Annotated in this window: 19 protein-coding genes; 18 read left to right on the plus strand and 1 reads right to left on the minus strand. The window is 52.4% G+C overall.

All coding sequences use genetic code 11. The annotated features are described in order from the left end of the window. Nucleotides 1–54: 54 nt before the first annotated feature. Complete coding sequence (gene pckA / locus TOCE_RS00520) at nt 55–1,623, minus strand: phosphoenolpyruvate carboxykinase (ATP) (RefSeq protein WP_013274944.1); 1,569 nt, start codon at nt 1,621–1,623, stop codon at nt 55–57. Between the two features lie 316 nt (nt 1,624–1,939). Between pckA and TOCE_RS00530 the strand changes: the two genes are divergently transcribed. From TOCE_RS00530 to rplC, 18 genes are all read left to right on the plus strand, one after another. Beyond that, a complete protein-coding gene (locus tag TOCE_RS00530; protein WP_013274945.1) occupies nt 1,940–3,547 on the plus strand; it encodes a putative polysaccharide biosynthesis protein in 1,608 nt (535 codons plus the stop codon). A gap of 7 nt (nt 3,548–3,554) precedes the next feature. Then, nucleotides 3,555–4,340 carry a nucleoside triphosphate pyrophosphohydrolase gene (gene mazG, locus TOCE_RS00535; RefSeq protein ID WP_013274946.1) on the plus strand — a complete coding sequence of 262 codons (786 nt, stop codon included), beginning with the start codon at nt 3,555–3,557 and terminating at the stop codon, nt 4,338–4,340. A gap of 87 nt (nt 4,341–4,427) precedes the next feature. Further along, entirely contained in the window at nt 4,428–4,703 is a 276-nt protein-coding gene (locus TOCE_RS00540; protein WP_013274947.1) for an HU family DNA-binding protein, read from the plus strand. Nucleotides 4,704–4,834: 131 nt separating this feature from the next. Then, the gene (locus TOCE_RS00545) at nt 4,835–5,806 is read left to right on the plus strand and encodes a SpoIID/LytB domain-containing protein (protein ID WP_013274948.1); all 972 of its coding nucleotides are present in this window, start codon (nt 4,835–4,837) and stop codon (nt 5,804–5,806) included. Nucleotides 5,807–5,875: 69 nt separating this feature from the next. Then, nucleotides 5,876–6,157: a sporulation protein YabP gene (gene yabP / locus TOCE_RS00550; RefSeq protein WP_013274949.1), complete on the plus strand. Its 282-nt coding sequence runs from the start codon at nt 5,876–5,878 to the stop codon at nt 6,155–6,157. Between the two features lie 30 nt (nt 6,158–6,187). Then, nucleotides 6,188–6,625: a spore cortex biosynthesis protein YabQ gene (gene yabQ / locus TOCE_RS00555; RefSeq protein WP_013274950.1), complete on the plus strand. Its 438-nt coding sequence runs from the start codon at nt 6,188–6,190 to the stop codon at nt 6,623–6,625. Between the two features lie 63 nt (nt 6,626–6,688). Further along, the gene (locus tag TOCE_RS00560) at nt 6,689–6,976 is read left to right on the plus strand and encodes an FtsB family cell division protein (protein WP_013274951.1); all 288 of its coding nucleotides are present in this window, start codon (nt 6,689–6,691) and stop codon (nt 6,974–6,976) included. A 78-nt stretch (nt 6,977–7,054) separates the two neighbouring features. Next, nucleotides 7,055–7,432: a S1 RNA-binding domain-containing protein gene (locus TOCE_RS00565; RefSeq protein ID WP_013274952.1), complete on the plus strand. Its 378-nt coding sequence runs from the start codon at nt 7,055–7,057 to the stop codon at nt 7,430–7,432. 96 nt (nt 7,433–7,528) lie between these two features. After that, complete coding sequence (locus TOCE_RS00570) at nt 7,529–8,440, plus strand: Ppx/GppA phosphatase family protein (protein ID WP_013274953.1); 912 nt, start codon at nt 7,529–7,531, stop codon at nt 8,438–8,440. A gap of 196 nt (nt 8,441–8,636) precedes the next feature. Further along, nucleotides 8,637–12,266 carry a DNA-directed RNA polymerase subunit beta gene (rpoB, locus tag TOCE_RS00575; protein WP_013274954.1) on the plus strand — a complete coding sequence of 1,210 codons (3,630 nt, stop codon included), beginning with the start codon at nt 8,637–8,639 and terminating at the stop codon, nt 12,264–12,266. Nucleotides 12,267–12,344: 78 nt separating this feature from the next. Beyond that, the gene (gene rpoC / locus TOCE_RS00580) at nt 12,345–15,899 is read left to right on the plus strand and encodes a DNA-directed RNA polymerase subunit beta' (protein ID WP_013274955.1); all 3,555 of its coding nucleotides are present in this window, start codon (nt 12,345–12,347) and stop codon (nt 15,897–15,899) included. A 91-nt stretch (nt 15,900–15,990) separates the two neighbouring features. Then, nucleotides 15,991–16,239, plus strand: coding sequence for a L7Ae/L30e/S12e/Gadd45 family ribosomal protein (locus tag TOCE_RS00585; protein WP_013274956.1), 249 nt, complete (start codon nt 15,991–15,993; stop codon nt 16,237–16,239). A gap of 62 nt (nt 16,240–16,301) precedes the next feature. After that, entirely contained in the window at nt 16,302–16,676 is a 375-nt protein-coding gene (gene rpsL / locus TOCE_RS00590) for a 30S ribosomal protein S12 (protein WP_013274957.1), read from the plus strand. Between the two features lie 17 nt (nt 16,677–16,693). Next, nucleotides 16,694–17,167, plus strand: a complete 474-nt coding sequence (gene rpsG, locus TOCE_RS00595) for a 30S ribosomal protein S7 (protein ID WP_013274958.1) — start codon at nt 16,694–16,696, stop codon at nt 17,165–17,167. A gap of 58 nt (nt 17,168–17,225) precedes the next feature. Continuing rightward, entirely contained in the window at nt 17,226–19,292 is a 2,067-nt protein-coding gene (gene fusA / locus TOCE_RS00600; RefSeq protein ID WP_013274959.1) for an elongation factor G, read from the plus strand. Nucleotides 19,293–19,311: 19 nt separating this feature from the next. Further along, nucleotides 19,312–20,514 carry an elongation factor Tu gene (gene tuf / locus TOCE_RS00605; protein WP_013274960.1) on the plus strand — a complete coding sequence of 401 codons (1,203 nt, stop codon included), beginning with the start codon at nt 19,312–19,314 and terminating at the stop codon, nt 20,512–20,514. Between the two features lie 41 nt (nt 20,515–20,555). Beyond that, nucleotides 20,556–20,864, plus strand: a complete 309-nt coding sequence (gene rpsJ / locus TOCE_RS00610) for a 30S ribosomal protein S10 (protein WP_013274961.1) — start codon at nt 20,556–20,558, stop codon at nt 20,862–20,864. A gap of 23 nt (nt 20,865–20,887) precedes the next feature. Next, the gene (gene rplC / locus TOCE_RS00615; RefSeq protein WP_013274962.1) at nt 20,888–21,517 is read left to right on the plus strand and encodes a 50S ribosomal protein L3; all 630 of its coding nucleotides are present in this window, start codon (nt 20,888–20,890) and stop codon (nt 21,515–21,517) included. The last annotated feature ends 27 nt before the right edge of the window (nt 21,518–21,544 follow it).

A 21,544-nucleotide genomic window follows, 5' to 3' on the forward strand; every position in this document is an offset into this window, starting at 1 on the left:
GCGAAAAAGCTGCTATTTTTTATTTAAGCTTCGAAAGCGGCCTTTTAACCTGCATCACACCAGCCTGGGGCCGGCAGCGGCAGCATGCGGCCATTGGCTTGAAAATTTCTTAAAATTATCCGCAAAGTTCCGGGCAAGTTTCCTTACGGTTTCATCGTACGCCTTTTTGTCATGCCATGTATTTTTTGGGTTGAGAATCTCCGGGGGCACACCGGGGCACGCCCGGGGTATCATCAGACCGAATACCGGGTCCTGCTCATACTCGATATCGGAAAGTTTCCCGCTGAGAGCGGCTCTCACCATGGCTCGGGTGTAGGTAAGCTCCATCCTCTGCCCGACGCCGTACGGCCCGCCGGACCAGCCCGTGTTTACAAGGAAGACTTCGGCTTTGTATTTTTTTATCTTTTCCCCTAAAAGCTCCGCGTAAGTAATAGGCGACAGAGGCAGGAAGGGAGCTCCGAAACAGGCGGAGAAAGTGGCCTGCGGTTCCGTAATCCCGCGCTCGGTGCCCGCCAGCTTGCTGGTATATCCCGAGATAAAATAGTACGTCGCCTGCTCTATGGACAGCCTGGCTATCGGTGGCAGCACGCCGAAGGCGTCGGCGGTAAGGAAGATGACCGTCCGGGGGTGGCCTCCGATTCCCGGTATCACCGCGCCGGGTATGTAGTCCACCGGGTATGCCGCCCTGGTGTTTTCGGTTATGGCGTCACTTTTGTAGTCCGGCTCTCGGGTCGCCTCGTCGTAGACCACGTTTTCCAGCACCGCGCCGAACTTTATAGCGTCGTATATCTGCGGTTCCATTTCCCTGGAGAGGTTTATGCACTTGGCGTAGCAGCCGCCTTCAAAGTTGAAGATGCCCTCGTTTGACCATCCGTGTTCGTCGTCACCGATTAAAAGCCTTTCCGGGTCGGCCGAAAGAGTGGTCTTGCCGGTGCCGGAAAGACCGAAGAACAGCGCCGTAGAACCGTCCCGTCCCATGTTGGCAGAGCAGTGCATGGAAAGCACCCCAGCCTTGGGCATGATATAGTTGAGCAACGTGAACACCGATTTTTTTATCTCGCCGGAGTAGAACGTTCCGCCGATCAGCACCATCCTTTTTTCTAAGCTGAGTATGATGAAAGCTTCGGAATTGGTCCCGTCGATTTCGGGCTGGGCTTTAAAGCCGGGGGCTGAGATTACCGTTATCTCCGGTTGAAAGTCCTTTAATTCTTCGCCGGAAGCCCTAATGAAGAGTTGTCTTGAAAAGAAGTTCTGGTAAGCGTACTCGGTGACCACCCGCAGAGGCATCCGATACTTGGGGTCCGCACCTACAAAGCCGTCAAAGACGAAGACGTCCCTGTTCTGGAGATAAGCGGCCATGCGGCGTAAAAGAGCGTCGAATTTGTCGGGGGGAAAAGGCCTGTTGTTGCCCCACCATATTTCATCGCGGACCGACGGTTCGTCGACGATGAATTTGTCGTTTGGCGACCGGCCGGTGTATTTTCCCGTGCGGACTATCAGGGCGCCGTTGGAGGCCAGCACTCCTTCGCCTCTTGTCACCGCTTCCTCCACCAGGCGGGGTACCGGCAGGTTGAAATGGACCTTCCGCAGGTTTGCAAGCAACGGGAATTTTAAATTATCCATATTGCAGTTCCTCCTCCGTTAGTTTTCGCATTATTTCCCAAAGTAAAGGCGTGTTATATATAATATATCACTTAAAATCATCCCGTTCATAAAAAAATTTAATATAATTTTTATATTTGATTGTGGCAATACAAAACTCGTAAATAGCCCGTGAAAGATATATTCAACCGGCTTTACCCTCTGTACATACACCATCCCGATACATAAAAAACAAAAACCATAATTTTCTTCAGGGAAATAAATATTGAAGGATGGAATCAAATAGAATATAATTAAGTGGCAGAATACGAACAAAGCTAAGAAAGGCGGGTCCTCCTTGACGGAAAAGCGAAATTCCTTTCTTAAAGGAGCCATAATCCTTACCGCAGCGGGCTTTCTGGTAAAGATCCTGGGTGCCGTCTACAGGATTCCGCTGGCTATGATGATAAAAGACGAAGGCATGGGGCTCTATCAGATGGCCTATCCCATATATGTGACGCTGCTAGCCGTCTCCACCGCCGGCCTTCCCACAGCTATATCCAAGATGGTGGCTGGGGATGTGGCCGTAAAAAGGTACCGAAACGCCTACAAGGTATTCAAGGTGTCGCTGATCATCCTGACGCTGGTAGGGGCCGTGCTGACGGTGGCTTTAATGCTCAGCGCTAGGGTTTTGTCCGAGAAGGTCTTGGGCAACCCGAAGGCCTTTTACCCGCTGATCAGTATTTCTCCGGCGATTTTTTTCGTTTCGGTTATGTCCTGTTTCCGCGGCTTTTTCCAGGGAATGCAGGATATGACCCCATCGGCAATGTCCCAGATAATTGAGCAGGTGGGCCGGGTGGTAACCGTATTCGTGCTGGCGACGTTACTGCTCCCCAAAGGCGTCGAATACGCCGCCGCCGGGGCCGCCTTCGGGCCGGTCGTAGGGGCGATAGCAGGGTTATTGCTGCTGGTGGCGGTTTACAGGAAGCGAAAGAGGGATCTTTTCGATTCCTTCGGGGCCGGTTCCGACGCAGAGCTGGAAAATCCGGTACATATCGCCTGGAGGCTTTTTGCCTTCGCCATACCCATAACCCTCGGAGGGCTTATTATCCCGGTAATGAACCTGGCCGACGCGGCCATTGTCACGAGAAGGCTGCAGGATGCCGGCTTTTCCGTGACGAGGGCCACCGAACTCTACGGCCAGCTCACGGGCATGGCGGCGCCGCTCATAAACCTACCTGCGGTGATGACCATGAGCCTGGCGGCCAGTCTCGTCCCGGCCATATCGGAGGCCGTAGCGCTGAAAAACGCTCGGATGGTGGCATCTAGAGCCGAGACCGCTGTGAGGGTAACCTTTATGTTTGCTCTGCCGGCGGCCATGGGGTTGTTCATACTGGCCGAGCCGGTGTCGGAGATGCTCTACAAGAATCCGCAGGCCGGGATTCCGCTGTCAATTCTATCCTGGGGCATCATCTTCCTGGCGCTGCAGCAGACCACCACGGGAGTGCTGCAGGGCATGGGGAAAACCGGTATACCGGTTACAAATTTGGCAGTCGGGGCCCTTTTCAAGGTATTCTTAAATTACACCCTGACCGCGATTCCGGTGATAAACATAAAGGGAGCGGCTCTCGGCACCGTCGTTGGTTATCTTATTTCTTCGCTTTTAAATTTCGTCTCGTCGATGAAATGGACCGGAATGGCCCTGGATGTGAAGCGCATGATAGTAAAACCTTTACTTGCTACGGCAGTCATGGGAGGGGTCGTATACTATTGCTACGAAGCTATGAGCGCGGCGGGTACGGGCAACAGTGCGGCTACCCTGGCGGCGGTGGGTATGGGTGCCTTTATATACCCGTTACTGCTCCTTGCTATGGGAGGTCTGGGTGAAGAGGAACTGAGCCTCATACCGGGAGGATCGCGTGTAATCCGCTGGCTGCAGAAAATGGGCGTCATAAGGAGGAGGTGATCATTACGTGCGGTATTCGATGAAGGATCTGATTAATATAATGGCAAGGCTGAGGGGAGAGCACGGCTGTCCCTGGGACAAGGCCCAGACTCACGAGACGCTCAAACCCTTTTTGCTGGAGGAAGCCTATGAGGTGATCGACGCCATTGACGGCGGCGACCCCGGGGAGCTTTCGGAAGAACTGGGCGACCTCCTTTTACAGATAGTTTTTCACAGCAGGATCGCCGAAGAAAACGGGCGCTTTTGCTTTGACGATGTGGTTGACGGCATCTGCAAAAAGATGGTGCGCCGCCATCCCCATATATTTGGAGATTTAAAAGTCAGCGGTACCGCCGACGTACTTAAAAACTGGGAAGATATAAAAAAAGAGGAAAAAGAAGTAAAATCTTATGCCGAGACAATGGACAAGGTGCCGGAAACCTTTCCCGCGTTGATGAGGGCTTACAAGGTTCAGGAAAAGGCTGCGAGAGTTGGTTTTGATTGGGAAAATGTGGATGGAGCCCTGGAAAAGGTGTACGAAGAGCTCCAAGAGCTGAAAGAAGTATATAAAAGCGGTAACGGTGAAAAAATAAGGGAAGAGATAGGAGATCTCCTATTTGCGGTGGTCAACGTTGCGCGGTTTTTAAGTGTAAACCCGGAACTTGCCCTAAGGGAGGCTACCCGAAAATTTATACGGCGGTTTAAATATGTCGAAGAAGCAGCGACAAAAATCGATAAAAAGCTCCATGAAATGACATTGGAAGACATGGATCGGTTATGGAATGAAGGGAAAATAAAAGAAAAAAAGTTATAAATTTCCTAGGGACAAGAAGGAATTTGCGAATTCGCGGAGAATAGACTAAATATGATAAACACAGTTCTTTAAGAGGAGGGAAGTAGGGTGAACAAAGCGGAACTGGTATCCGTAATGGCGGAAAAAAGCGGTTTGACAAAAAAAGACTCGGAGAAAGCCCTGAACGCTTTTATCGAAGCTGTGTCCGAAGCTCTGTCGAAGAGAGATAAGGTGCAGCTGGTGGGATTCGGCACCTTTGAGGTAAGAGAGAGAAGCCAGAGGAAGGGACGCAATCCCCAAACCGGTGAGGAAATTGACATTCCCGCTGCCAGCATTCCTGCCTTTAAAGCTGGCAAGGCCCTGAAAGACAGCATAAACAAATAAGATCGCAATTATAATGATTATTATAAGGCTCAACAGGGCCTTTTTTTTTTATTCCGCGGATAATAATTTACCCCTCGAGAACAATACTAATAATGCAACCGTTAGATTTTTTTATTCGGGGAGGATTCGATATGAGGCACAAGATATTGAAAGTACAGGCTCTCATCATTATAGTAGCGATATTACTTTCCGGGTGTGCCGTGAGGCGGCCCGATGATAAAAAACCTCTTGTTCCCAAAATTCCGGATAAAATCAGCCGGGGCGAGGGCAGGGAACCCCAGCTCACCGTATACGAAGTGCAGACCAAGACCAGGAAAAAGATGAACCTGGAGGATTACGTAGCAGGAGTGGTGGCTGGCGAAATGGAAAACAACTGGCCGGTGGAAGCCCTTGCGGCCCAGGCCATACTGGCAAGGACCTACGTGCTGGAGTTTGTAACCGACAAGGGCGAGTCAAAATACGGCGACGCCGATATATCCACCGACTTCGAGGAGGCTCAGGCCTGGAATCCCTCCAAGATCAACGACAGAGTGAAAAAGGCCGTTCAGATGACCAGGGGTAAGGTAATAACTTACCGGGGGAAATACGTCAAGGCCTGGTTCCACTCCCACTCGGGCGGTATGACGGCTACCCCGAAAGAGGGGCTTAATTACAAGGAAGAAGAGCCGCCTTATATTACTATTGTAAAATCTCCCGATGAGAACGCCGGTCCCGAAGGCAAGAGGACGTGGTCGGCCACCTTCACCAAAGAGGAGCTGAGGCGGGCGATAAAAGAAAAGCTGGGTCAGGACACCGGGTCCATCGATGAAGTATCCGTGGTCGAGAGAGGCCCCTCCGGTAGAGCGACCAAAATTAAAATAGGCAACGCCACCGTGCCCGCCCCCGACCTCAGAACAGCCCTGGATCCCATGAGAATGAGGTCGACCCTGCTGACTAGCCTCAGGATTGAAGGGGAAAAAGTAATCATGGAAGGTAAGGGGTTCGGCCACGGTGTCGGCCTATCCCAGTGGGGCGCCCACGTTCTAGCACGCCAGGGCAAATCGCCGGAAGAGATAATAAAGTACTACTTCAAAGGCGTTGATATCGTCAAATTGTGGGACTGAATATCATAATATAAAGCCCTCCCTAATATAATTTCCTAGGGGAAGTTTAAGGAAAGGGGGGCTTTTCATTTGGATGAAAAAAAATCTACAAAGCATAGGCTCACTTTGCAGGATAGGGAAATTCTCGAAATAGACGGTGTACTGAACGTAGAAAAATTCACCGATGAGGATATAATACTTTCGACGGAAAAGGGCATGCTCAACATAAAGGGAGAAAAAATGCACATGAAACAGTTGAACCTAGACCAGGGCCTGATTGTTGTGGAGGGTTTCGTGAAGATGCTGGCGTATACGGAGGAAGCCTCCGCCGCGGAAAAGGGTAAGGGCCTTCTAAACCGGCTGTTCCGGTAGTGGAAGGAAAAGGAAGGAAACGAGGCCCTCATGAATACGGTAGAGGTAGATACCCAGCTGATTTTTTTGGCGGGCGCCCTGGCCTCGGGAGCGGTAGCTGGGTTGGCTTTCGACGTTTACAGGCGGCTCAGAAACTATTGGAGGCCCGGCCCTTTTTTAACGGCCCTGGGGGACCTGGCGTACTGGGCGTTGACGGCGGCCATCACCTTTTATGTAACCTACAGGATCAATTACGGCCAGGTCAGGGGATATCTTTTTCTGGGATTCGGCGTTGGGCTTTTGCTTTATATCACCGCCGTAAGTCCCCGCGTTATAAGAATTTTTTTGATTCTTGAACGGACTTTTTCAAAAATTTTCATCCTTCCCGGTAAAGTCTTCCGGCGCATAACCGGGTTTAAGGCGGTGAGGCTCGTAAAAAGGATATTAAGTGATGCCCGCCGGGTATTTTCAAAAATAAAAAAAGGTTAAAGAAGGTTAAAGAAGGATTTTTGAAAATTTTATCGAATGTACTACCCTAAAGGGGGACTTGCGGTGGGAGGTAAGAAGCAATTCAAGCTGGGGAGAATAATTTTTGTCCTTTTTCTGGTATACTTCGTTTACACTTTTACGGTGCAGCAGTTCAAAATCAATGAGCTGCGCCGGCAGGAGCTGGAGCTCAGCCAGAAGATGAACCAGCTCGCGGAGGAAAGGAAAAGGCTAGAAAAGGAGATCGAGCTTTTAAATACTAAAAGCTACATAGAAAAGCTGGCCAGGGACCAGTTGGGGTTGGTCAAGCCCGGTGAGATTCTTTATAAAATATCGCCGTCCCGTGACGATTAGCCTTATTGACTATGGACTGATCTGTAGAGTATAATAAGTTCATTAAGCGCAATGTTTTAAAGGAGGAATACTTTTAGAATGCCTGTTGATGTAGGCCAAATTGTAGAGGGGAAAGTTACCGGAATTACCAGATTCGGAGCTTTCGTAGAGCTACCCGATGGCGCTACCGGTCTGGTGCATATATCGGAGGTGGCCGACGGTTACGTAAAGGATGTCAGAGATTACCTGAACTGCAACGATGTCGTGAAGGTTAAGGTGATCGCCATATCCGAAGACGGCAAAATCAGCCTGTCCATCCGCAAGACCAGGGAAAACCAGAGGCACCGGAGGATGAACAACCTGAGTTTTGAGGAAAAACTGGCCAGATTCCTAAAGGAAAGCGAAGAACGCCAGCAGGACCTGAAGCGCTACGAATCCAAAAAGGGTTCCGGGGGGTATAAGCGCAGGGCCTATTGATAAATTTAATTTTAAGAAAATCATCCAGGGCTACGCCCTGGATTTTTAGTGCGTATATGAAAAAGGGGAAGTCCTAAACCTACCGGGAGGTGTCCCATGAAAGCAGCAGTTATAGACCTGGGGTCCAATTCCGTAAGACTTCTCGTGGCCGAAGTCGGGGGCGGAAAGGTAACGCCGGTTTTGAAGGACCTGGTGACCACCCGCCTCGGCGAAGGCGTCGCCGACAAGGGCATGCTCAGCCAAAAATCCATGGATAGCACTCTTGAAGCCGTCATAGAGTTTAAGAAAAGAGCCCTGTCCGCCGGCTGCGAGAGGATAACGGCTATTGCCACCAGTGCCGTGCGGGAAGCCAAAAACGGGTGGGAGTTTATGGAACTGATAAAACAGCGGGCCGGGATCGAGGTCCGGATACTTTCGGGCCGGGAAGAAGGTGAGCTTTCCTTCCTGGGCGCAAAGGAGGGTCTGGGACTTAAGGAGCGGGCTCTCGTCATAGATATAGGCGGGGGGAGCACCGAGCTTGCCTTTGGATGCGAAAAGGTCCAGCTGAGTGTAAGCCTTCCCATGGGAGCGGTCAGATGGACGCGGAGTTTTTTAAAATCCGACCCGCCGGAAGCAAAAGAGATAACCGCCCTGCGGGAGGAAGCCCGCAGCCTGCTTTCGGATTTCAAAAACCGCTTCGAGAGCATGAAAAGCCCCGGGGGCGTGACTGCCGTTGGGGTCGGAGGCACGCTTACGTCCCTGGCGGCCATATCCCTGGAGCTGAAGGAATACCACTGGTCTAAGGTGCACGGGTGCGTCCTGGCGCTTAAGGCGATGGAAGAGATCGCCGGAAGGCTTTGCCGCCTTCCTTCCCCGAAAAGAAAAGAGATTGCCGGCCTTGCAGCCGACCGGGCGGACATCATACCTGCGGGAGCTCTTATAGCTCTCGAGATAATGAGGTTTCTCGAACTGGGGTCCATAACCGTGAGCGAATCCGATCTCATGGAGGGAATTTTGTTGACAAATTAACTCCCGTATGATATTATTATAAACTGCACGATTATGGACAAAATTAGTCAAATACCTCAACGGCTGAATATATCAGGCCGATAATGGTAAATATTATATAGATGAGAAACATTGACCGCAAAAACCAAAAGCAGGTTTTTTGTTGGGGGCCTTGCTTTTGGTCTATTTTTACTTTTATAAAGGGGTGAAGGAAAGGATGGTTCGTCCCGTAAAAGTGGGAGGACGCACCCGCTGGAGTTTCGCCAAGATCGAGGAAGTAAGAGACCTCCCTTACCTGTTGGAGATACAGAAGAATTCATACGAGTGGTTTTTAAAAGAAGGTCTGAGAGAAGTTCTGCAGGAGTTTTCTCCCATCGAGGATTTTACCGGCAACATGGTGCTGGAGTTTCTCGATTATAGCCTCGACAATAACCCCAAGTACTCGGTGGATGAGTGTAAGGAAAGGGACGTTACATACGCCGTTCCCCTCAAGGTCCGCGTAAGGCTGATAAATAAAGAGACGGGCGAGGTAAAGGAACAGGACGTGTTCATGGGTGACTTCCCGCTCATGACTGAAAACGGTACCTTTATAATAAACGGAGCCGAGAGGGTTATCGTCAGCCAGCTCGTGCGTTCCCCTGGTGTGTACTTCGACCGGCAGATCGACAAGAACGGCAGGGCCCTCTACATGGGGACCATTATCCCCAACCGCGGTGCCTGGCTTGAAATGGAGACCGATTCCAACGAGGTCATATACGTGAGGGTCGACAGGACCCGAAAGATCCCCATAACCGTGCTCTTAAGGGCTCTCGGTTACGGAACCAACGCGCAAATCATCGAACTTTTAGGCGAAGACGAAAAAATCCTCAGGACTTTAGAAAAGGATAACACTGAAAATCAAGAAGAGGCGCTCCTCGAAATATACAAGAGGCTGAGACCCGGAGAGCCGCCCACTGTGGAAAACGCAAGAGCTCTCTTGGAGTCGTTGTTTTTCGATCCCAAGCGCTATGATCTTGCGAACGTGGGCAGGTACAAGTTCAACAAAAAACTGAGGCTCAGGAACCGTATCGTAGGGAAAATAGCGGCGGAAAACGTTGAGGACCCCAACACCGGAGAGATTATTCTCAAAAAAGGTGAAAAAATTACCAGAAAGACAGCCGAAACCCTTGAGTCCCTTAGAATAAACGAGATCAAGGTAATGGTCGATGAAGACAGGGTCGTAAAAGTCATAGCCAACGGATACAACGACGGCGATGGTCCCGATGTTTTTCCCACGGAAAAATATATCACCGTTGAAGATATAGTTGCTTCCATAAACTACCTCCTGAATCTTTCCTACGGTATCGGTGATGTGGACGACATCGACCATTTGGGCAACCGCAGGGTGAGGTCGGTAGGCGAACTTTTGCAAAACCAGTTCCGCATAGGGCTTGCCCGAATGGAGCGGGTCGTCAAAGAGCGCATGACCATCCAGGACGTGGACGCCATAACTCCGCAGGGACTCATCAACATAAGGCCCCTGGTAGCAGCTATAAAGGAGTTCTTCGGCAGCAGCCAGCTGTCCCAGTTCATGGACCAGACCAACCCCTTGGCGGAGCTTACTAACAAGAGAAGGCTCAGCGCCCTCGGGCCCGGAGGCTTGAGCCGCGAGAGGGCGGGCTTCGAGGTAAGGGACGTACACTATTCCCACTACGGCCGCATGTGTCCTATCGAGACTCCTGAAGGCCCCAACATCGGGCTCATCAGCTCCCTCAGCACGTATGCCCGGGTAAACCAGTACGGATTTATAGAGACGCCTTACCGCAAGGTCGACAAAGAAAGAGGCGTTGTTACCAACGAAGTAGAATACCTGACCGCCGACGAGGAAGAGGAATTCATCATAGCTCAGGCCAACGTGCCCCTGGATGAAGAGGGCAGGTTCGTCCAAAAAAGGGTTACGGCCAGGTACAAGGACGACATCGTGGTAGTTCCGGCCGAAGAAGTCGATTACATGGACGTATCGCCGAAACAGCTGGTCAGCGTAGCCACCGCTCTGATTCCTTTCCTGGAACACGACGACGCCAACCGAGCCCTCATGGGCGCTAACATGCAGCGCCAGGCGGTTCCCCTTATAACCACGGAAGCTCCGCTGGTGGGTACGGGAATAGAGTGGAAAGCCGCTTTAGATTCTGGCGTCATGATTGTGGCCAAGAATTCGGGCGTTGTTGAAAGGGTAACGGCAAGAGAGATTGTAATCCGCAGGGATAGCGACAATGGCCTTGATGTGTATAAAGTGCATAAATTCATGAGGTCAAACCAGGGGACCTGCATCAACCAGAGGCCTATAGTGAAAAAGGGCGATAGGGTTGAAGCGGGTCAGCCCATAGCCGACGGTCCATCCACGGACCACGGCGAACTGGCGCTGGGCAAGAACGTGCTGGTGGCCTTCATGCCCTGGGAAGGTTACAACTACGAGGACGCCATCCTGATTTCGGAACGGCTGGTGAGGGATGATGTTTTCACCTCGATTCACATAGAGCAGTACGAGGCTGAGGCCCGGGACACCAAACTAGGCCCCGAGGAGATCACAAGGGATATACCCAACGTAGGCGAGGATGCCTTGAAGGACCTGGACGAAAGGGGAATCATCCGAATAGGCGCCGAGGTCCGGGCCGGGGACATCCTGGTGGGCAAGGTGACTCCCAAGGGCGAAACTGAACTCACCGCCGAGGAAAGGCTGCTCAGGGCCATATTCGGAGAAAAGGCGAGGGAAGTCAGGGATACTTCCCTCAGGGTTCCCCACGGAGAGTACGGTATCGTCGTTGATGTCAAAGTGTTCAGCAGGGAAAACGGAGACGAACTGCCGCCGGGAGTCAACCAACTGGTCAGAGTTTACATAGCCCAGAAGAGGAAGATCTCCGAAGGCGACAAGATGGCCGGCCGCCACGGAAATAAGGGTGTAATTTCAAGGATATTACCCGTGGAAGACATGCCGTATCTACCCGATGGGACGCCGGTAGATATCGTGCTGAACCCCCTGGGTGTGCCTTCCCGAATGAACATCGGCCAGGTGCTGGAGACGCATCTCGGATGGGCGGCAAAGGCGCTGGGATGGCATGTAGCCACGCCGGTTTTCGACGGTGCGACCGAAGAAGAAATATTCGAGTGCCTCAGGAAGGCCGGTTTGCCCGAAGACGGCAAGATAGAACTAAGGGACGGGCGCACGGGCGAACCCTTCGATAAAAAGGTTACGGTGGGCTACATGTACATGCTGAAGTTGGCCCACCTCGTGGATGACAAGATCCACGCCAGGTCTACGGGTCCATACTCGTTGGTTACCCAGCAGCCGCTGGGCGGTAAAGCCCAGTTCGGCGGCCAGAGGTTCGGTGAAATGGAAGTATGGGCCCTGGAGGCGTACGGGGCAAGCTATACCTTACAGGAACTCCTAACGGTGAAATCCGACGACGTGATGGGCCGCGTAAAGACCTACGAGGCTATAGTAAAGGGCGAGAACGTGCCGGAACCGGGGATACCCGAATCCTTCAAGGTGCTTATTAAAGAACTGCAGTCCCTGTGCCTTGACGTGAAGATACTTTCCGAGGACGCCCAGGAGATCGAGATCAAGGACGCCGACGAATACGAGGAGACTGAAACCCTCGATGTGAATATGGAGGGTCTGGAAGATCAGGGAGAAACGCCTGTAAAAGAAGAAGAACCCGACGAAGACCTGGAGGAAGAAGAACCGGAAGAAGACATATACGAGGAATTAAGCGAGGAAGACAGGGAACTTACACGGGACCTGGGCTTGGACGAAGAGGATTTTAATGGTCAATTTGACTTCGACGAGAGTGAGATAGAAGATTATTAATTTCGATGCCGGGGAGGATGAATCCCTCACCGGCTATCCCGGAATGATGCTCAATAATAATGAAGGGAGAGACACCCTTTGCTTGAGCTTAACTTTTTCGATTCCATAAAAATAGGTCTTGCATCTCCAGAACAGATAAGGGAATGGTCAAAGGGTGAAGTCAAAAAGCCCGAGACGATAAACTACCGCACTTTGAAACCGGAAAAGCAGGGCTTGTTCTGCGAGAGGATCTTCGGACCCGTCAAGGACTGGGAGTGTCACTGCGGAAAATACAAGAGGGTTAAGTACAAGGGCGTTATCTGCGACCGCTGCGGCGTAGAGGTCACCAAGTCAAAAGTGCGCCGCGAGAGGATGGGGCACATAGAACTTGCTGCTCCCGTATCCCACATCTGGTTCCTGAAAGGCATCCCGAGCCGTATAGGCCTCATGCTCGACATGTCCCCCCGTTCCCTGGAAAAGGTCATATACTTCGCTTCATATATAGTAATCGATCCAGGCAACACGCCGCTCGCCAAGAAACAGCTTCTTACGGAAAAGGAATACCGGGAGTACAGGGAAAAATACGGTAACGCCTTCAGGGCGGGCATGGGAGCCGAGGCCATAAAGGAGCTTTTGGAAGAGATCGACCTGGAAAAGCTATCTAAAGAGCTAAGAGCTGAGCTCAAGGAGGCCAACGGACAGAAAAAAGTACGTATCCTAAGAAGACTTGAAGTAGTAGAAGCCTTTAGGAAGTCGGGCAACAGGCCCGAGTGGATGATACTCGAGGTCATACCGGTCATTCCGCCGGACCTAAGGCCTATGGTTCAGCTGGACGGCGGCCGCTTTGCTACCTCCGACCTGAACGACCTCTACCGCAGGGTTATCAACAGGAACAACCGTTTAAAGAGGCTCCTGGACCTGGGAGCTCCCGACATAATAGTGCGCAATGAAAAGAGGATGCTGCAGGAAGCGGTAGATGCGCTCATAGACAACGGCAGGCGGGGAAGGCCGGTTACCGGCCCGGGCAACAGGCCGCTGAAGTCCCTGAGCGACATGCTCAAGGGTAAGCAGGGGCGCTTCAGGCAAAACCTTCTGGGTAAGCGCGTCGACTACTCCGGCCGTTCGGTAATAGTAGTCGGTCCCGAGCTTAAGCTCTACCAGTGCGGTCTTCCCAAGGAGATGGCGCTGGAGCTCTTCAAGCCCTTCGTGATGAAAAAGCTGGTGGAAGACGGTCATGCCCACAACATAAAGAGCGCCAAGCGCATGGTGGAAAGGGTAAAGCCCGAAGTATGGGACGTGCTCGAAGAGGTCATAAAGGAGCACCCGGTGCTCTTGAACAGGGCTCCTACGCTGCACCGCCTGGGTATTCAGGCTTTCGAGCCGGTGCTGGTTGAGGGCCGGGCCATACAGATCCACCCGCTGGTGTGTACCGCTTACAACGCCGACTTCGACGGCGACCAGATGGCCGTGCACGTGCCCCTTTCGGCGGAGGCCCAGGCAGAGGCGAGGCTTCTCATGCTTTCCACCAACAACATGCTGAAGCCTGCCGACGGCAAGCCGGTGGTTACGCCCACACAGGATATGGTGCTCGGAGCCTATTACCTTACTATCGAGCGCGATGGCGAAAAAGGCGAGGGCAAGTACTTCTCCTCTCCCGAGGAGGTCTTACTGGCCTACAGCATGGGTGAGGTTTCCCTCCACGCCAAGATAAACGTGAGGATAACAAAGGAAATCGACGGCAAAAAGCGCTCGAAAATTGTAAAGACGACACCGGGCCGCATAATATTCAACGAGTGCATACCGCAGGATCTGGGATTTGTGGATAGGACCAAGGAGGAAAATCTTTTCGAACCGGAGCTCAACACCTTGGTCGACAAAGGAAAGCTCGCGGAAATAGTGGAACGCTGCTACAAAAAGCATGGCACTACGGTAACCGCCCAGGTCCTCGATAGGATAAAAGCAACAGGTTTCCATTACGCCACAAAGGCCGGTATCACAATAGGCATCACCGACATAGAGATACCGGCGGACAAGGAGAAGATCCTCTCCGAGGCTGAAGAAAAGGTTGACCAGGTAGAACTCATGTACAGGAGAGGGCTGATTTCCGACGAGGAACGGTACGAAAAGGTCATCGAAATTTGGGCCGATGCGACCGAGCGCGTCACCGAAAGCCTTATGAACAGCCTCGACAGGCTGAACCCCGTCTACATGATGGCCAACTCCGGCGCCAGGGGTAACAAGCAGCAGATAAGACAGCTGGCCGGCATGAGGGGTCTTATGGCTGACACGGCGGGCCGCATCATAGACCTGCCTATAAAGGCTAACTTCCGCGAAGGCCTCACAGTGCTGGAATACTTCATATCGACCCACGGAGCGAGAAAAGGTCTTGCCGATACGGCTCTCAGGACCGCGGACTCCGGTTACCTCACCAGGCGTCTGGTAGACGTCAGCCAGGACGTGATAGTGAGAGAACTGGACTGCGGCACAACCGAGGGCATAACGGTAAGGGCCATAATGGACGGCAAAGAGGTAATAGAGCCGCTTAAAGAGCGTATCGACGGGCGTTATGCCCTGGAAGATGTAGTAGACCCCAACACCGGCGAGGTGCTGGTGCGCGCCGATGAGATGATTACCGACACCATTGCCGACAGGATAATCGCCGCGGGTATTAAAGAAGTCAAGATCCGGTCGGTGCTCACCTGCAGGACGCGCCACGGGGTCTGTGCCAAGTGTTACGGGAAAAACCTGGCTACCGGCAGGCCCGTGGAGGTGGGCGAAGCTGTGGGCATCATAGCGGCCCAGTCCATCGGCGAGCCGGGTACCCAGCTTACCATGAGGACCTTCCACACCGGTGGAATCGCCGGTCACGACATAACTCAAGGTCTTCCCAGGGTAGAGGAGCTTTTTGAGGCCCGCAGGCCCAAGGGGCAGGCGGTCATCACGGAAAACTCGGGTATAGTGAGGATTCTCGACACCAAGAAGAAGAGGGAAGTCGAGGTCACCAGCGACGATGGGGAGATCAGGGTATATCAGATTCCCTACGGTGCAAGGCTTACAGTGGAAAACGGCAGCCGGGTGGAAGCCGGAGACTCTCTGTGCGAAGGCCCAATCAATCCTCACGACATCCTCAGGATAAAGGGTGTGCGCGGTGTCCAGACCTACCTACTGCAGGAAGTGCTCAAAGTTTACAGGATGCAGGGCGTGGATATCAACGATAAACACATAGAGATTATAATTCGCCAGATGTTGCGCAAAGTAAAGGTGGAGGACCCGGGCGATACGGAACTCTTGCCGGGCGAGCTGATAGACATTTTTGAGTTCGAGGAGATAAACGAGCGGGCCAAGCAGGAAGGCAGGAAGCCGGCCGAAGCAAGAAGAGTCCTCTTGGGCATAACCAAGGCTTCCCTTGCCACCGATTCGTTCCTCTCTGCCGCTTCCTTCCAGGAGACCACCAGGGTACTCACCGAAGCGGCCATAAAGGGCAAGGTAGACCCGCTCTTGGGCTTAAAGGAAAACGTAATAATAGGAAAGCTTATCCCCGCCGGTACCGGAATGAAGCGGTACAGGGGTATCAAAATTTACGTCGAAGGTCAGGAACCGGGAGCTGAAAACCAGCCGCCGGCGGAGGGCGCGAATGCCCCGGAGGAAGCGTAAATCCTTATTGACAGCCATCAGCGATAATGCTAAAATATATAGGTGCGTGCTCAAGCTTCACCAAAAGCACTGAGCTTGAGGAGGGCATGAAATGCTTAACAAGTTAAAAAGTGCCCCCAAAAAAACGGTAGGGACAAAGCAAACTCTCAAAGCAGTCGAAAGGGATCAGGCAGCCGTAGTGTTTATAGCCCAGGACGCAGAAGAGCATGTGGTATCGGGCTTAAAGGAACTATGCCAGCAAAAGGGTGTAGAAGTAGTTCCGGTGGCTACAATGAAGGAATTGGGGGAAGCATGCGGTATTGATGTAGGGGCAGCATCGGCTGCAATTTTAAATCAATAAGGGAATATTGGATGCCCCTCTTTGGGGCATTCTTTTTTAATGTATAGGAAGGAGGTGTAACGATGCCAACGATCAATCAGCTGGTAAGGAGAGGAAGACAAAAAGTTCAGCACAAGTCCAAGTCTCCCGCATTAAAGGGATGTCCCCAGAAGCGCGGGGTGTGTACCGTAGTAAAGACCACCACGCCCAAGAAGCCCAACTCCGCTCTTAGGAAGATAGCCAGGGTAAGGCTTACCAACGGCGTGGAGGTTACCGCGTACATCCCCGGTATAGGGCATAACCTGCAGGAACACTCGGTGGTTCTCGTGAGGGGAGGCAGGGTAAAGGACCTTCCCGGTGTGAGATATCACATCATCCGCGGCGCTCTGGATGCAGCAGGTGTTGCCAACAGGAAGCAGGGACGTTCGCTCTACGGAGCTAAGAAGCCGAAGTCTTAAGTGAAGGAGGGAAGAGGATGCCAAGAAAGGGTCATGTTGCGCGCAGGGATGTACCCGAGGATCCCATATATAAGAGCAAGCTGGTGACCAAGCTCATCAACAAACTCATGTACGACGGGAAAAAGAGCGTTGCCCAGAAGGCTTGCTACGGGGCTTTTGAGATAATCAGGGAAAAGACGGGCAAGGACCCCCTTGAGGTCTTCCAGGAGGCCTTAAAAAACGTAATGCCCGTACTGGAGGTAAGGCCTCGCAGGGTGGGCGGTGCTACCTATCAGGTGCCCATCGAGGTTCCCGAGCACAGGAGGCTTTCTCTGGGTATCAGGTGGCTTGTGGAATACGCCCGCCAGCGCACTGACAAAAAGACCATCAGGGAAAAGCTGGCTGCCGAGATCATGGATGCGGCCAACGGCACCGGCGGCGCCGTTAAGAAGAAAGACGAAACACACAGGATGGCAGAAGCCAACAGAGCCTTTGCCCATTACAGGTGGTAATTCGTTAAAGTACCGAAAGTACATTTTTTGGTATTCGTTACAGAAAGGGGTGTAGCATATGCCTAGACAGATTCCGCTCGACAGACTACGGAATATAGGTATAATGGCGCACATAGATGCCGGTAAGACCACCACTACCGAGAGGATTCTCTTTTACACCGGAAAAGTGCATAAACTGGGAGAGGTCCACGAAGGCACCGCTGTCATGGACTGGATGGAGCAGGAGCAGGAAAGAGGCATTACCATTACATCGGCTTCTACAACCTGCTACTGGAAGGACCATCAGATTAACATTATCGATACGCCAGGCCACGTGGATTTCACGGTGGAAGTAGAGCGGTCCCTGAGGGTTCTCGACGGAGCCGTTGCGGTATTCTGCGCAAAAGGCGGTGTTGAACCCCAGTCCGAGACGGTCTGGCGCCAGGCCGATAAATACATGGTTCCCAGGATCGCCTATGTAAACAAGATGGATATCATGGGCGCCGATTTTTACAATGTCATAAAGCAGATAAAAGAAAGACTGGGAGCCAACCCGGTACCCGTCCAGATCCCCATCGGCAGCGAGGATACCTTCAGGGGAATCGTGGACCTGGTAGGAATGAAAGCCTACATTTATACCAACGACCTGGGCACCGACATCCAGGTGACGGAAATTCCCGACGAGATCAGGGATAAAGCCGAAGAGTACAGGGAAAAGATGCTGGAGTCGCTGTCCGACGTCAACGAAGAAATAATGGAAAAATTCCTGGAAGGGCAGGAGATCTCCGAAGCCGAACTCAAAGCAGCCATCAGAAAGGCCTGTGTCGAGGTAAAGGCCGTCCCCGTGCTCTGCGGTTCCTCTTACAGGAACAAAGGTGTGCAGCTTCTCCTGGATGCAATAATCGACTACCTGCCTTCACCCCTTGATATCCCGGCTGTTAAGGGAATCGACCCCGAAACCGGCGAGGAAATTGAAAGACAGCCCAGTGATGACGAACCGTTTTCCGCTCTCGCGTTCAAGATCATGAGCGACCCCTACGTGGGTAAGCTGACCTACTTTAGAATTTACTCGGGGACGCTGAAAGCCGGTTCTTACGTCTATAACTCCACAAAGAACAAGAAGGAAAGGATCGGCAGAATACTCAGGATGCACGCTAACCACAGGCAGGAAATGGAAGAAGCCATGACCGGCGAAATCGTCGCCGCCGTCGGCCTTAAAGATACCACGACCGGCGATACGCTGTGCGCTGAAGAAAAACCCATCGTCCTGGAGTCCATGCAGTTCCCCGAACCGGTTATATCGGTAGCTATAGAGCCCAAGACCAAGGCGGACCAGGAAAAAATGGGCATCGCCCTTCAGAGGCTGGCCGAGGAAGACCCCACTTTCAGGACGTACACCGATCAGGAGACCGGCCAGACCATAATATCCGGTATGGGCGAGCTGCACTTGGAGATAATAGTCGACAGGATGTTCAGGGAGTTCAAGGTCCAGGCCAACGTAGGCAAACCCCAGGTCGCCTACAAGGAGACCATCAGGAAAGCCGTCAAAGCGGAAGGCAAGTACATCCGCCAGACCGGCGGCCGCGGTCAGTACGGCCACGTATGGCTGGAGATCGAACCTCTGGAGCCTGGCAAGGGTTACGAGTTCGTCAACAAGATTGTCGGCGGCGTAATACCCAAGGAATATATACCCGCCGTGGACGCCGGTGTGCGTGAAGCTCTGCAAAACGGCGTGCTCGCAGGATATCCGGTAGTTGACGTAAAGGTAACGCTGTTCGACGGCTCCTACCACGAAGTGGACTCTTCGGAAATGGCCTTCAAGATCGCCGCATCGATGGCGTTCAAGGAAGCCATGAAGAAAGCCGAACCGGTACTTTTGGAGCCCATCATGAAAGTGGAAGTGACGGTGCCCGAAGAATACATGGGCGACGTGATAGGCGACCTCAACTCGAGGAGAGGCCATATAGAGGGCATCGAGCCGCGGAGCGGAGCCCAGGTTGTGAGGGGTTACGTGCCGCTTGCTGAGATGTTCGGTTACGCCACGGACCTGAGGTCTAAGACTCAGGGCAGGGGCACCTACGTCATGCAGTTCTCCCACTATGCGGAAGTGCCCAAGAATATTGCGGAATCCATCATTAACAAATAAATTGTAAGGAGGAAATGCGATGGCAAAGCAAAAATTTGAGAGGACGAAGCCTCACGTTAACGTAGGTACGATAGGCCACGTAGACCACGGAAAGACCACATTAACGGCAGCGATTACCCGAACCCTTTCCAGCTCGGGGCTTGCCAACTTCGTAGCATACGACCAGATAGACAAAGCTCCCGAAGAGAGGGAACGCGGAATAACAATAGCCACGGCTCACGTGGAATACGAGACTGAAAAGAGGCACTACGCCCACGTGGACTGCCCGGGCCACGCCGACTACGTAAAGAACATGATTACCGGAGCCGCCCAGATGGACGGAGCCATCCTGGTAGTATCGGCAGCGGACGGCCCCATGCCCCAGACCAGGGAACACATACTGCTTGCCAGGCAGGTAGGCGTACCCTACATCGTAGTATTCATGAACAAAGTAGACATGGTAGACGACCCAGAACTTTTAGAACTGGTCGAAATGGAAGTAAGGGAACTCTTGTCCTCCTATGAATTCCCGGGCGACGAGATACCCGTAGTGGCGGGTTCTGCATTAAAGGCTCTGGAATGCGGATGCGGTAAGAGGGAATGCGAATGGTGCGGCAAGATATGGCAGCTCATGGACGCTGTAGACGAATATATACCGACACCGGAGCGCGACGCCGACAAACCCTTCCTCATGCCGGTTGAAGACGTATTCACCATAACCGGGCGCGGCACCGTAGTGACCGGAAGAGTAGAGAGGGGCACCCTGAAAGTAGGCGACGAAGTAGAGATAGTAGGATTGGCTCCTGAGAAGAAGAAGACCGTAGTGACCGGTGTAGAGATGTTCAGGAAGATCCTGGACCAGGCGGTAGCAGGAGACAACATCGGAGCACTCTTGAGAGGCGTAGACAGGGACGAAGTAGAAAGGGGTATGGTAATAGCCAAACCCGGATCCATACATCCGCACACCAAATTCAAGGGCCAGGTATACGTATTGAAGAAGGAAGAAGGGGGAAGGCACACACCGTTTTTCAACGGATACAGGCCGCAGTTCTACTTCAGGACGACCGACGTAACTGGAGTAATAAAGCTGCCCGAGGGCACCGAGATGGTCATGCCTGGTGACAACGTAGTGATGGAGATCGAGCTTATAGCTCCCATAGCGATAGAAGAAGGCCTTCGCTTTGCTATCCGCGAGGGTGGCAGGACCGTAGGGGCCGGTGTGGTGACCGAGATAATCGAATAAAAGAGGCTACAAAATAAGCTTTCATCCGAGGAGGGAGAAAAGTGGCCCGACAGAAGATCAGAATACGCTTGAAGTCTTACGACAGCGGGATACTGGATCAGTCGGCTCAAAAGATTGTCGAGACGGCTAAGCGCACCGGGGCCAAGGTTTCAGGCCCCATTCCGCTGCCCACCGATAGGACCCTGATTACAATACTAAGAGCTCCCCACAAGTACAAGGACTCCAGGGAGCAGTTCGAGACCAGGACCCATAAGAGACTCATAGATATACACGAACCAACTCCCAAAACCGTCGACGCGCTTATGAGACTGGATTTGCCAGCAGGAGTTGATATAGAGATCAAACTGTAATTTTTCTTGAGGAGGTGGTAAGGATGGCCGGAAAGGCTATTCTGGGCATAAAACTGGGAATGACCCAGATTTTTGATGAGGCTGGGCAGGCCGTGCCGGTTACCGTGGTAGAAGCGGGTCCCTGCGTGGTCATGCAGAAGAAGACACCGGAAATCGACGGCTACAGCGCCCTTAAGGTGGGCTTTGTAGATGTAAAGGAACACAGGCTGACAAAACCGGTGCTGGGCCAATTTAGGAAATACCAGCTCAAGCCCAAAAAGTACATCAGGGAATTGAAGATAGACGAAGTCGACAAATACAACGTGGGCGATGAAATAAAGGTCGACATCTTCAAGCCCGGCGAGAGGGTGGATGTCACCGGCATATCCATCGGTAAGGGGTTTGCCGGCGGTGTAAAACGCTGGAACTTCAACCGGGGACCCATGTCTCACGGTTCCATGTATCACCGTAGACCCGGTTCAGGCGGCGCCACCGACCCGGAAAGGGTCTTCAAGGGCAAGAAGATGCCCGGTCACCTGGGTCACGAAAGGGTAACTGTACAGAACCTGGAAATCGTTAAAGTCGACCCCGAGAGAAATCTACTCCTGATTAAAGGTTCCGTGCCCGGCACGAAAAAATCGCTGCTTTACATCAAAAGCACGGTAAAGAGCTAAAAAATACGCCAGGAAAGGAGGAGCCCA

This window comes from Thermosediminibacter oceani DSM 16646 (genome assembly GCF_000144645.1).
In the GTDB taxonomy this organism is placed as follows: domain Bacteria; phylum Bacillota; class Thermosediminibacteria; order Thermosediminibacterales; family Thermosediminibacteraceae; genus Thermosediminibacter; species Thermosediminibacter oceani.

Bases quoted from the DNA above. Each gene is read 5' to 3' on its own strand.
- yabQ (WP_013274950.1), top strand. From the start codon at position 6,188: ATGAATACGGTAGAGGTAGATACCCAGCTGATTTTTTTGGCGGGCGCC.
- tuf (WP_013274960.1), top strand. From the start codon at position 19,312: ATGGCAAAGCAAAAATTTGAGAGGACGAAGCCTCACGTTAACGTAGGT.
- rplC (WP_013274962.1), top strand. From the start codon at position 20,888: ATGGCCGGAAAGGCTATTCTGGGCATAAAACTGGGAATGACCCAGATT.
- TOCE_RS00565 (WP_013274952.1), top strand. From the start codon at position 7,055: ATGCCTGTTGATGTAGGCCAAATTGTAGAGGGGAAAGTTACCGGAATT.
- fusA (WP_013274959.1), top strand. From the start codon at position 17,226: ATGCCTAGACAGATTCCGCTCGACAGACTACGGAATATAGGTATAATG.
- rpsG (WP_013274958.1), top strand. From the start codon at position 16,694: ATGCCAAGAAAGGGTCATGTTGCGCGCAGGGATGTACCCGAGGATCCC.
- TOCE_RS00570 (WP_013274953.1), top strand. From the start codon at position 7,529: ATGAAAGCAGCAGTTATAGACCTGGGGTCCAATTCCGTAAGACTTCTC.
- TOCE_RS00545 (WP_013274948.1), top strand. From the start codon at position 4,835: ATGAGGCACAAGATATTGAAAGTACAGGCTCTCATCATTATAGTAGCG.
- rpoB (WP_013274954.1), top strand. From the start codon at position 8,637: ATGGTTCGTCCCGTAAAAGTGGGAGGACGCACCCGCTGGAGTTTCGCC.
- pckA (WP_013274944.1), bottom strand. From the start codon at position 1,623: ATGGATAATTTAAAATTCCCGTTGCTTGCAAACCTGCGGAAGGTCCAT.
- TOCE_RS00585 (WP_013274956.1), top strand. From the start codon at position 15,991: ATGCTTAACAAGTTAAAAAGTGCCCCCAAAAAAACGGTAGGGACAAAG.
- rpsL (WP_013274957.1), top strand. From the start codon at position 16,302: ATGCCAACGATCAATCAGCTGGTAAGGAGAGGAAGACAAAAAGTTCAG.